The organism is Nocardioides sp. NPDC101246, from assembly GCF_044767415.1.
GTDB lineage: Bacteria > Actinomycetota > Actinomycetes > Propionibacteriales > Nocardioidaceae > Nocardioides.
The window spans coordinates 451491-462046 of the sequence record NZ_JBIWNX010000004.1 but is presented as its reverse complement, the minus strand read 5'-3'; the positions used below and the strand labels follow the sequence as shown (position 1 = coordinate 462046).

Below are 10556 nucleotides of genomic sequence, written 5' to 3'. Positions count from 1 at the left end.
CGCCCGGGGCCGCCCCGCCCCCCCCCCCCCCCACCCCACCCCCCCCCCCCCCCGCCCCCGGGGGGGGGGGGGCGCGGGGGGGGGCCCCCCCCCCCCCCCCCGCTGGCATCTCCGCTCGCGATAAGGACTTGACCTTCGATCACTACTCAGCGCTACTATGTACTGGTAGTCAGCAACACTGAGTAGTGAAGGAGGTGCCCGATGGGCAAGCAGATGACCGAGATGCTCAAGGGGACGCTGGAGGGGATCGTGCTGGCGTTCCTGACCGGCAACCCGGCGTACGGATACGAGATCACGACCTGGCTGCGGAGCCAGGGGTTCACCGAGATCGCCGAGGGCACGGTGTACGCGCTGCTGGTCCGGATCGAGAAGAACGGACTGGTGGACGTCGAGAAGCGGCCGTCCGAGAAGGGGCCGCCGCGGAAGGTCTACTCGCTCAACACGGACGGCGAGAAGCACCTCGAAGAGTTCTGGACCACCTGGGGGTTCCTGGCCGACCGGCTGGAGAACCTCCGTACGGAAGGAAAGTAAGCATGTCGATCCGATCAATGTTCGAGGCCGTCGTCGGCGAGCTCGCGCTGAAGAAGCGCTGGCGGCAGCTCAAGGCCCGCAAGCAGCAGCTCCCCGAGAGCCACCGCAAGGCGCACGACGCGGTCGAGCGCTACCTGATGTACTCCGCCGGCATCGCCGACGGCGCGATCGTGACCGCGATGGCCGAGGACCTCCTCGAGCTCTTCGAGCAGGGCGCCGCCGACGGCACCCCGGTCAGCGCGATCGTGGGCGACGACCCGGTCGAGTTCGCCGAGGAGTTCGCCAGGAACTACTCCGAGGGTGCCTGGATCAACAAGGAGCGCGCCCGACTCAACGACGCCATCGACACCATCAACAAGGAGGACGAGTCATGAGCGCGACAGCTGCCATCTCCGTACGGGGTCTGGAGAAGTCCTACAAGGACAACCAGGTCCTGCGGGGCGTGGACTTCGAGGTGGCGCGGGGCACGATCTTCGCGCTGCTCGGGTCCAACGGGGCCGGAAAGACCACGGCCGTACGCATCCTCTCGACGCTCCTGAAACCGGATGCAGGCGCGGCGCTGGTCGAGGATGCCTCGGTCGTCGAGGAGGCGCAGCGGGTGCGGGAGGCGATCTCGCTGACCGGCCAGTTCGCGGCGGTCGACGAGATCCTGAGCGGGCGGGAGAACCTGATCCTGGTCGCGAAGCTTCGCCACCTCCCCTCCCCCGGCGACGTGGCCGATGGGCTGCTGAAGCGCTTCGACCTGGTCGAGGCGGGCGGCCGGAAGGTCGCGACGTACTCCGGTGGTATGCGGCGGAGGCTGGACATCGCCATGTCGCTGATCGGCTCGCCGTCGGTCATCTTCCTGGACGAGCCGACCACAGGGCTGGACCCGGAGGCGCGGCTGGAGGTGTGGCGGGTCGTTCGCGAGCTGACCGCGCAGGGCACCACCGTCCTGCTCACCACGCAGTACCTGGAGGAGGCCGAGCAGCTCGCCGACCGGATCGCCATCCTGCACGGCGGGACGATCATCGCCAACGGCACCCTCGCCGAGCTCAAGGCGATGCTGCCGCCGGCGAAGGTCGAGTACGTCGAGAAGCAGCCGTCGCTGGAAGAAATCTTCCTTTCGCTCACCGGCTCCACCCAAGCAGGCACCCATCAAGGAGGACAGTCATGACCAAGCACGCATTCGCCGACGCCGGCACCCTGCTGGGGCGCTCGCTGCGACACATCACCCGCAGCCCTGACACGATCATCACCACCGCGCTCACCCCGATCGCGATGATGCTGCTCTTCGTCTACGTGCTGGGCGGGGCGATCCGGACCGGCACCGACAACTACGTCAACTACGTGCTCCCCGGGATCATGGTCATGGCGATCGCCTCGGGCATCGCGTACACCGCACTTCGGCTCTTCACCGACATGAAGAGCGGCATCTTCGAGCGGTTCCAGTCGATGCCGATCGCCCGCTCGGCGGTGCTGTGGGCGCATGTCGGGACCTCGATGGTGGCCAACATGCTGACCATGGTGATCATCCTCGGTGTTGCGTTCGTGATGGGGTTCCGCACCTCGGCGGACCTGGGCGCCTGGCTCGCGGTCGCCGGGATCCTGGCGCTGCTCACGCTGGCGCTGACCTGGCTCGCGGTCATCCCCGGGCTGGCGGCGCAGACCATGGAGGGGGCCACCGGGTTCTCCTACCCGCTGATCTTCCTGCCGTTCATCAGCTCGGCGTTCGCGCCGACGGAGACGATGCCCGGGCCGGTGCGCGCCTTCGCCGAGAACCAGCCGGTCACCTCGATCGTCAACACCATCCAGTCGCTCTTCGCGGGGCAGCCGGTCGGTGACGACATCTGGGTCGCGCTGGCCTGGTGCGTGGGCATCCTGGTCGCCTCCTACGTCGCCGCCATGGCTGTCTACCGGCGCAAGATCAGTTGACGGCTTCAGGTTTCAGGAGCGGTGAAGAGCCGATCTACCCCTTGCGGTGGTAGGTCGGCTGCTCGCCGTCCCTGAGGTTGCCCCGATAGAAGCCCGTCCGCAGCTCGTAGGTGTATTCCTCGAGCTCGGGCATGCCTTCCTCAGCGGCGTACGCGATCTCGGCCTCCGCGTCGTAGGGAACCCGGACCCACTGGATGCCGAACGGTGCCTCCTGGTCGCTGTCCATCACGCCCTCGAGGATGACGTAGACCGGGGTCGGGTCGCTCATGCAGTTGCCGACGCTGCCGGTGTTGAAGACGGTGCGCCGGTCCCGATCGGTCTCGTAGTAGGGGTCATGGGTGTCGGCGTAGCCGACGATGTCGGGCTCAGGCCGGTCGAAGCCGGTGGCCTCGGTGTTCTGGAACAGGCCGAGGAACTCCTGCTCGTCGTGGTCGAACCTGACCCGGCGGTGGACGGTCTCCTCGGAGGCGTGGAAGAGCCTGACCCTCCGTCCGCTGATGAGGAAGTCGTGGGAGAACGGGAGCGTACGCAGCCACTCGGCCTGTTCCCACGCCTGGAGCCGCCACCACATCAGCCCGACCGACTCGCGGCCGAAGTCGGGCTCGGGGGCGAGCAGGAAGTCCTCCCAGTTGCCGAGGATGTTGACCTCGCACCGCTCCCGGCAGATCTCGGCGACCTCGCGTCCGCGCGGGCCCTTGCCGACGTAGTCGCCGAGGTTGAAGATCCTGGTGATCCCACGTGCCTCGATGTCCGCGAGGACGGCTTCGAGGGCGGTGAGATTCCCGTGTACGTCCGAGATCAGCGCGATGCGCTCTGGGGTCATGGGCGCAGGCTATGCGATGACTGGGAGACTGGCCCGGTGAGGATTCTGGTGACGGGTGGGGTGCGGTCGGGGAAGTCGCGGCACGCCGAGTCGCTGCTCGCGGCTGCGCCGTCGGTGGCGTACGTCGCGCCGGGGCCGACGCTCGAGGAGGAGCCGGATCCCGACTGGGCCGCGCGGCTGGCCTCACACCGGGCCCGACGGCCTGAGCGCTGGCGGACGGTCGAGTCGCGGGACCTCGCGGGGGCGCTGGCCGAGGGGCTGGCTGCGGGCGACGCGGTGATGGTCGACTGCCTGGGCACCTGGCTCACCGCCGTCATGGACTCGCGCGGGCTGTGGGAGGCGACCTCGGAGGAGGCGACCGCTGCGGTCTCGGCGCTCGTCGACGACGCGGCCGCGGTCCTCGACCGGGACGACGGCGACGTGGTGCTGGTGACCAACGAGGTCGGCCTCGGGGTCGTACCAGCCCATCGCTCGGGCCGCCTCTTCCGCGACCTGCTCGGGCTGGTCAACCAGCGACTGGCCGCGGCCTGCGACGAGGTGCACCTCGTCATCGCCGGACGGGTGCTGAAGCTCTAGCCGGCGCTGAGGGTCACCAGGATGGTCGCCAACGCCGCCTCGACGGCCGCGCCGAAGACGTCGCCGGTCACTCCCCCGAACCGCCGGATCGCCCGCAGGACGAGCGCGCCGACGACGGCCGCGGCGAGAGCGACGGCGAGGGCTCCCCTCCACCACGGCAGACCGGCCCAGGTGCCGGCGCCGGCGAGCGCGGCTGCGACGACGGCCCAGACGAGAACGGTGACGAAGGGTGGGAGGGTCTGGGTGAACGTACGCCCGAGCCCGTCCTCACGCGCCGGTGCGATCCCGCGGGTGCAGCACAGCGACAGCGCCGCGCGCGAGGCGCAGACGGCGACAGCGACGAGCACCGAGGAACGTACGACCTCCCCTCCCAGCACCGAGGCCAGCCCGGCCACCTGGAGTCCGAGGACGAGGACGATCGCAGTGACGCCGGCCGGGCCGGAGGTGCCGGTCTTCATGACCGCCAGCGAGCGCTCGCGGTCGTAGGAGGCGGCCATCCCATCGACCGTGTCAGCGAGGCCGTCGAGGTGGAGCGCCCGGTTGCCGACGACCACGACGCCGATCGCGAGCAGGGCGGTGACCAGGTGCGGTAGCCCGGCGAGCTGTCCCAGGAGTGCGATAGCGCCCGCACCCAGCGCGAGCGGCAGCGCGGCCAGGGGTGCGACCGCCATCGCCACCGCGGCGCGACGGCGGTCGACGTGCTCGGGAGGAGGCACGGGCACCGCGGTCAGCGTGCCGACCGCGAGACGCCAGGCGTCCCGTAACAATTGCCTCGGGCTCCGCTTCGGCGGAACGAGCATCAGGCAGGGTCTCCCGGCGCGAGCTCGGAGAGCAGGGCGACGTCGCGCAGGAGGGCGACGGCGCTGCGTACGACAGGCACGGCGGCGACCGCGCCGGAGCCCTCGCCGAGCCGCAGGTCGAGGTCGAGGAGCGGCACCAGACCGAGCTTCTCCAGGGCCATCGACTGAGCGGGTTCGGTGGAGCGGTGGCCGGCGGCGAACCAGGCCGCGGCGCCGGGCTCGATCCGGTCGGCGGTGAGGGCGCAGGCGACGCTCATCAGGCCGTCGAGAAGCACCGGGGTGCCCTGACGGGCGGCCTCGAGGAGGTAGCCGGTGGTCGCGGCGAGGTCGGCGCTGCCGAGCGCGGCGAGGGTCTGGATCGGGTCAGCGGTGCGCTCGCCGGCACGAGCGAGGGCGGCGTCGATCACGTCGGACTTCAGACGCAGCGCGTCGTCGCCGATACCGGTGCCGCGGCCGGTGACCTCGCTGGCGGGCAGTCCGAGCCCGGCGGCCACCATCGCGGACGCGGGGGTGGTGTTGCCGATGCCCATGTCGCCGCTGATCAGCAGCGTCGCACCGGCCGCGATCTCCTCGCGGGCCACCGCGGCTCCGGCCTCCAGCGCGGCCGTGGTCTCCTCGGCGCTCAGCGCGTCCTCGAGGTGGATCGCGCCACTCCCTCGCCGGATCTTGTGCGCGGTCAGCGCCTCCCGGGTCGCCGCGTCGAGGTCAGCGAACTCCTCGTCGACACCGAGGTCGAGCACCCGGACCTGGACGCCGTGCGCCTTGGCGAGCGCGCTCACTCCGGCCCGGCCGCCCAGGAACGTACGCACCATCGCGCCCGTGATCGCCGGTGGGAACGCCGAGACCCCGTGCTGAGCGACACCGTGGTCCCCGGCGAAGATCACCAGGCGTACGTTCTCGACCGGCCGCGGCGGCACCTCGCCCTGGCACGCGGCCACCCAGACCGCCAGCTCTCCCAGCCGACCCAGGGCTCCGGGAGGTGTCGCGAGTGCTCCGAGGCGCTCGGCGGCTGCGCGGCGTACGTCGTCGTTCGGGGTCTGGATCGTCACCAGCGCAAGGTACCCCACCCCGCCGAGAAGGTAGTTATGGCGGCCGAGACTGCAGTTGTGGGGGGGGGGGGGGGGGGGTGGGGGCCGCCGGGGCCCCTCGCGGGCCCCCCCACAGCCGGGTTGGGGGGGGGGGGCGCGGGGGCGGCCCCTCCCCACCCCCCCCCCCCCCCCCCCCGCCTGGGGCCGCTTGAGGGGCCGACACGCCGGTGGAGCTGCCGAGCCCCGACCCCCCCCCCCCCCCCCCCCCCCCCCCCCCCCCCCCCCCCCCCGCCACAAGTGCAGATTCGGCGGGGCGGCTAGGGGAGGGCGCGGGAGACGCCTTGGGCTGAGACTTTGAGGGCGGAGACAAGGCGGAGGCGGTTGCGGCGGAGGTCGGAGACGACGATGCCGAGGGCGCCGACGACGCCGGAGCCGGTGGTGATCGGGACCGAGACCGAGCAGGCGCCGAGAGTCATCTCCTCGGCGGTGGTCGCGTAGCCCTCGGTGACCACCCGGTCGAGCTGGCGCCGCAGCAGGCCGGGGGTGGTGATGGTGTGGCGGGTGAACGGTCGGAGCGGGCCGGCCAGCACCCGGTTGCGTACGTCCTCGGGCGCGTGGGCCAGGAGCACCTTGCCGACGCCGGTGGAGTACATCGGCAGGCGCGAGCCGACCGAGGAGACGATGGGTACGTTGCGGGTGCCGCGCAGGGTCTCCAGGTAGAGCACGTGGTCGTCCTCGCGGACGGCCAGGTGGACGGTCTCCAGCGTCGCCCCGTAGAGGTCGTGGAGGAACGGGGCCGCGACCGAGCGCAGGTCGGTGGCGACCGGCGCGAGCAGGCCGGCGTCCCACAGCCGGCGGCCGACGACGTACGTCCCGTCCTCCTCGCGCACCAGAGCACCCCACTCGACCAGCTCGGTGACCAGGCGGTGGGCGGTCGGGAGGGAGAGGTCCGCGCGAGCCGCGAGCTCGCTGAGCGTGAGTCGGCGATGGCCGGCGTCGAAGGCGCCGACGAGACCGAGGACGCGCGAGGCGACCGTGCGACCTCCGCTACCACCTGCCATTCGCCCCACCCCTTTCCCATAGAGTCTTTCGCTCAGCGGAAGCCCGTGCTTTCATCGTACGCCTCCGCCACCTAGCGTTCGGAACGTGACAGCGACCACCGAGACTCAAGCCGACCTCTCGGCCGAGATCGAGAAGATCGAGGCAGATGCCGAGGGCCGCAACGTACGTCAGCCTCTGCTGGACTACCCGCCCTACCGTTCCAGCATCCTGCGCCACCCCACCAAGGACCCGCGCCACGCGGACCCCGAGACCATCGAGCTGTGGGCCCCGTGCTTCGGGAACTCCGACGTCGACCCGCTCGAGGCCGACCTGACCATCGCCGGCAGCAACGAGCCGATCGGCGAGCGGATCACGGTCAGCGGCCGCGTGACCGACGGCGAGGGACGCCCCGTGCGCAACCAGCTCGTCGAGATCTGGCAGGCGAACTCCGCCGGCCGCTACATCCACAAGCACGAGCAGCACCCGGCGCCGCTCGACCCCAACTTCACCGGCGTCGGCCGCTGCATCACCGACTCCGAGGGGCGCTACCGATTCCAGACGATCAAGCCCGGCCCGTACCCGTGGGGCAACCACATCAACGCCTGGCGGCCGGCGCACATCCACTTCTCCCTCTTCGGGCGTGCGTTCACGCAGCGGCTGATCACGCAGATGTACTTCCCCAGCGACCCGCTCTTCGCGCTCGACCCGATCTACCAGTCGATCACGTCGCAGAAGGATCGTGACGCTCTGGTGGCGAGCTACGACCACGACCTCTCCACCCCCGAGTACTCGATGGGCTACAACTGGGACATCGTCCTGACCGGCCCGAGCCGCACCTGGACCGAGCCCGAGGAGGGCGACCTGTGACCACCTCTCCCAAGAACTCGCAGAGCCCGACACCAGGCCAGACCATCGGCCCCTTCTTCGGCTACGCGCTCCCCTACGAGGGCGACGCCGACCTGGTCCCGGCCGGTCACGCCGACGCGATCAGGCTGCACGGCCATGTCTACGACGGCGCCGGCAACCCGATCCCCGACGCCCTGCTCGAGATCTGGCAGGCCGACGCCGAGGGCAACATCCCGCAGGCCGAGGGGTCGCTGCACCGCGACGGCTGGACCTTCACCGGCTGGGGCCGCGCCGACACCGACCTGAACGGGCACTACACGTTCTCGACGGTGCTGCCCGGCCCGTCCGAGGAGGGCGCGGCGCCGTTCTTCGCCGTCACCTTCTTCGCCCGTGGCCTGCTCGACAAGCTGCACACCCGGATCTACCTGCCCGAGCACCCCGCCAACAGCGGCGACCCCCTGCTGGTCTCGCTCTCCGAGGACGAGCGTGCGACGCTGGTGGCAACTGCGGACGCGACGGGGTTGCGGTTCGACATCCACCTCCAGGGCGACCGCGAGACCACCTTTCTCACCTACGGCTGAGGAGTCGAATGTCGCTGCTGTGGCCCGGCGAGGAACGCGCCGGGGACCTCTTCTCCGAGGCCGCCTACCTCGCCGCGATGGTGCGGGTCGAGGAGGCCTGGCTGTCCGCTGTCGCTTCCGCCGGGATCGCCCCGGAGGAAGCACGTACGCCGCTGGCCGCCCTGGTCTCCGCTGACGACCTCCCAGGGCTCGCCGAGGGCGCCGAGGCCGGGGGTAACCCCGTCATCGGCCTCGTCAAGCTGCTGCGTGGAAGGCTCGACGGTGAGGCCGCCCGGTGGCTCCACAAGGGCCTGACCAGCCAGGACGTGGTCGACACCGCGCTCGTGCTCTGTCTCGCCGACGTGCTCGACCGGGTCGAGGACGAGCTCGCCGCGCACGCCGTTTCGCTGGTCGGTCTTGCCCAGGAGCACCGCGCCACGGTGATGTCCGGACGCACCCTGACCCAGCACGCGGTGCCGATCACCTTCGGGCTCAAGGCCGCGACCTGGCTCTCCGGCCTGAGCGATGCCGCCGAGGCCCTTCGCCGGACCCGTACGTCGCTGCCCGCCCAGATCGGCGGCGCGGCCGGCACCCTGGCGGCGGTCGTCGGCCTGGCCCGGCTCCGCGGTCTCGGCGATCCCTTGGCCGCCGCGCAAGAAGCGACCACAACCGCGGCGACGACGCTCGGACTGACCTCGCGAGCCCCCTGGCACACCAACCGCGCCCCGCTGACCGCGGCCGCCGACGCACTGGTCACCGCGGCCGACGCCTGGGGCCGGATCGCCACCGACATCACCCTGCTGACCCGCCCGGAGATCGGCGAGCTCGCCGAGCCGGCCGGCGAGGGGCGCGGCGGATCCTCGACGATGCCGCACAAGTCCAACCCGGTGCTCTCGGTCCTCATCCGTCGCCACGCGCTCGCCGCTCCCCCGCTGGCCGCGACCCTCCACACCGCGGCGGCGAGCTATGTCGACGAGCGCCCCGACGGCGCCTGGCACGTCGAGTGGGAGACCTTGTCGACCCTCGCCCGCCGCAGCGCCGTCGCCGCCTCGCAGACCACCGAGCTCCTCGCCGGGCTCCGCGTCGACGCGGCCCGGATGCGCGCCACCGCCGAGGCCGCGGGTGCTGACCTGCTGGCCGAGCAGCGGTCGCTGACCGGGTTCGTGGGGGGCGAGATCCTGGCCGGCTCCGGTGCCGCGACCGGTCTCGACGACTATCTGGGGGCGACCGACGCCCTCATCGACTCCGCGGTCGCCCGCGCCCACCAGACCTGGAAGGACCTGTGATGACCCCGAGGATCACCCCCGTCGAGCTGGGCGGAGACCCGAGCAAGCCGATCTTGGTGGTCGGCCCGTCCCTCGGCACCTCGGTGACCACGCTCTGGGCCGCCACCGCCGAGCTGCTCGCGGACAGCTTCCACGTCATCGGCTGGGAGCTCCCGGGCCACGGCCACGGCGCACCGGCCGGCGAGGTGTTCTCCATGGCCGACCTCGCGGCGGGCGTGCTCGCCTGCGTCGACCGGGTCCTCACCGACCGGGGCCAGCGCCACGGCACCTTCGCCTACGCCGGCGACTCGGTCGGCGGAGCCGTCGGCCTCCAGCTCCTGCTCGACGCACCCACCCGGGTGAGTGCCGCGGTGCTCACCAACACCGGCGCCAAGATCGGCGAGCCCGAGGGCTGGAACGACCGGGCAGCGACGGTCCGCAAGGCCGGCACCGCCTCACAGATCGCCGGCTCGACCCAGCGCTGGTTCGCCCCCGGCTTCCTCGAACGCGAGCCCGCCCGGGGCGGTGCGCTGCTCCACTCGCTGCGCGACGCCGACGCGGAGAGCTACGCGCTGGTCTGCGAGGCACTGGCGGCGTACGACGTCCGCGGCCGGCTCGCCGAGATCGCCGCTCCGATCCTGGCGATCGCGGGCGTCGACGACGCCCCGACCCCGCCGGCCTCGCTCGAGGAGATCGCCGTCGGGGTGCGCAACGGGCGGCTCGTCAGCCTCGACGCCGTCGGCCACCTCGCCCCCGCCGAGGCGCCGCACGCCGTCTCCACCCTGATCAGCTCCCACGTGACGGCCTCGGACCCGGCCTACGCGGCCGGGATGAACGTACGCCGCCAGGTGCTCGGCGACGACCACGTCGACCGGGCCACCGCCGCGATCACCGACGTCAACCGCGACTACCAGGACGTGATCACGCGCTACGCCTGGGGCACGATCTGGACCCGCCCCGGCCTCGCCCGCCGGGACCGCTCGATCGGCGTGCTCACCGCCCTTGTGGCCGGGCGCCACTTCGAGGAGCTCGAGTTCCACCTCCGCGCCGCGCTCACCAACGGGCTGACCCGCGAGGAGATCATCGAGGTGCTCCTGCAGACCTCGATCTACGTCGGGGTGCCGGCGGCCAACACCGCTTTTGCCGTCGCCAACCGGGTCCTGAACGAATAG

13 protein-coding genes are annotated in these 10556 nt (G+C 71.7%); 9 read left to right on the top strand and 4 right to left on the bottom strand.

Annotated features, from left to right (window positions below; all coding sequences use genetic code 11):
- The first annotated feature begins 201 nt into the window (after positions 1 to 201).
- The 4 genes from ACIRON_RS09980 to ACIRON_RS09965 are packed head-to-tail and all read left to right on the top strand — an operon-like array spanning position 202 to position 2445.
- Positions 202 to 531 (top strand): PadR family transcriptional regulator, encoded by a 330-nt coding sequence (locus ACIRON_RS09980; RefSeq protein ID WP_402992172.1) that lies wholly within the window; start codon positions 202 to 204, stop codon positions 529 to 531.
- 2 nt (positions 532 to 533) lie between these two features.
- Positions 534 to 905 carry a DUF1048 domain-containing protein gene (locus ACIRON_RS09975; RefSeq protein WP_256328641.1) on the top strand — a complete coding sequence of 124 codons (372 nt, stop codon included), beginning with the start codon at positions 534 to 536 and terminating at the stop codon, positions 903 to 905.
- A complete protein-coding gene (locus ACIRON_RS09970) occupies positions 902 to 1687 on the top strand; it encodes an ABC transporter ATP-binding protein (protein WP_402992171.1) in 786 nt (261 codons plus the stop codon). Before ACIRON_RS09975 ends, ACIRON_RS09970 begins: the two co-directional genes overlap by 4 nt.
- Positions 1684 to 2445, top strand: a complete 762-nt coding sequence (locus tag ACIRON_RS09965) for an ABC transporter permease (protein WP_402992170.1) — start codon at positions 1684 to 1686, stop codon at positions 2443 to 2445. Before ACIRON_RS09970 ends, ACIRON_RS09965 begins: the two co-directional genes overlap by 4 nt.
- Before the next feature lie 34 nt (positions 2446 to 2479).
- On the opposite strand, the gene ACIRON_RS09960 is transcribed toward ACIRON_RS09965, so the two are convergent.
- Positions 2480 to 3268: a metallophosphoesterase family protein gene (locus tag ACIRON_RS09960; RefSeq protein WP_402992169.1), complete on the bottom strand. Its 789-nt coding sequence runs from the start codon at positions 3266 to 3268 to the stop codon at positions 2480 to 2482.
- Positions 3269 to 3304: 36 nt separating this feature from the next.
- Between ACIRON_RS09960 and cobU the strand changes: the two genes are divergently transcribed.
- On the top strand, positions 3305 to 3844 hold the full coding sequence (gene cobU, locus ACIRON_RS09955) for a bifunctional adenosylcobinamide kinase/adenosylcobinamide-phosphate guanylyltransferase (RefSeq protein WP_402992168.1): 540 nt from the start codon (positions 3305 to 3307) through the stop codon (positions 3842 to 3844).
- Here the strand turns inward: cobU and ACIRON_RS09950 are convergent.
- From ACIRON_RS09950 to ACIRON_RS09940, 3 genes are all read right to left on the bottom strand, one after another.
- Positions 3841 to 4644, bottom strand: a complete 804-nt coding sequence (locus ACIRON_RS09950; protein WP_402992167.1) for an adenosylcobinamide-GDP ribazoletransferase — start codon at positions 4642 to 4644, stop codon at positions 3841 to 3843. The genes cobU and ACIRON_RS09950 overlap by 4 nt on opposite strands.
- The gene (cobT, locus tag ACIRON_RS09945) at positions 4644 to 5693 is read right to left on the bottom strand and encodes a nicotinate-nucleotide--dimethylbenzimidazole phosphoribosyltransferase (RefSeq protein ID WP_402992166.1); all 1050 of its coding nucleotides are present in this window, start codon (positions 5691 to 5693) and stop codon (positions 4644 to 4646) included. The genes ACIRON_RS09950 and cobT overlap by 1 nt, the downstream gene beginning before the upstream one ends.
- Positions 5694 to 5989: 296 nt before the next feature.
- Entirely contained in the window at positions 5990 to 6733 is a 744-nt protein-coding gene (locus ACIRON_RS09940) for an IclR family transcriptional regulator (protein WP_402992165.1), read from the bottom strand.
- 85 nt (positions 6734 to 6818) lie between these two features.
- Between ACIRON_RS09940 and pcaH the strand changes: the two genes are divergently transcribed.
- Genes pcaH through ACIRON_RS09920 form a run of 4 tightly spaced genes read left to right on the top strand, consistent with a single transcriptional unit; the run spans position 6819 to position 10556 of the window.
- Positions 6819 to 7580, top strand: a complete 762-nt coding sequence (gene pcaH / locus ACIRON_RS09935; protein ID WP_402992164.1) for a protocatechuate 3,4-dioxygenase subunit beta — start codon at positions 6819 to 6821, stop codon at positions 7578 to 7580.
- Complete coding sequence (gene pcaG / locus ACIRON_RS09930; RefSeq protein WP_402992163.1) at positions 7577 to 8140, top strand: protocatechuate 3,4-dioxygenase subunit alpha; 564 nt, start codon at positions 7577 to 7579, stop codon at positions 8138 to 8140. Before pcaH ends, pcaG begins: the two co-directional genes overlap by 4 nt.
- Positions 8141 to 8148: 8 nt before the next feature.
- Positions 8149 to 9405, top strand: coding sequence for a lyase family protein (locus ACIRON_RS09925; protein ID WP_402992162.1), 1257 nt, complete (start codon positions 8149 to 8151; stop codon positions 9403 to 9405).
- Positions 9405 to 10556 (top strand): alpha/beta fold hydrolase, encoded by a 1152-nt coding sequence (locus ACIRON_RS09920; RefSeq protein ID WP_402992161.1) that lies wholly within the window; start codon positions 9405 to 9407, stop codon positions 10554 to 10556. Before ACIRON_RS09925 ends, ACIRON_RS09920 begins: the two co-directional genes overlap by 1 nt.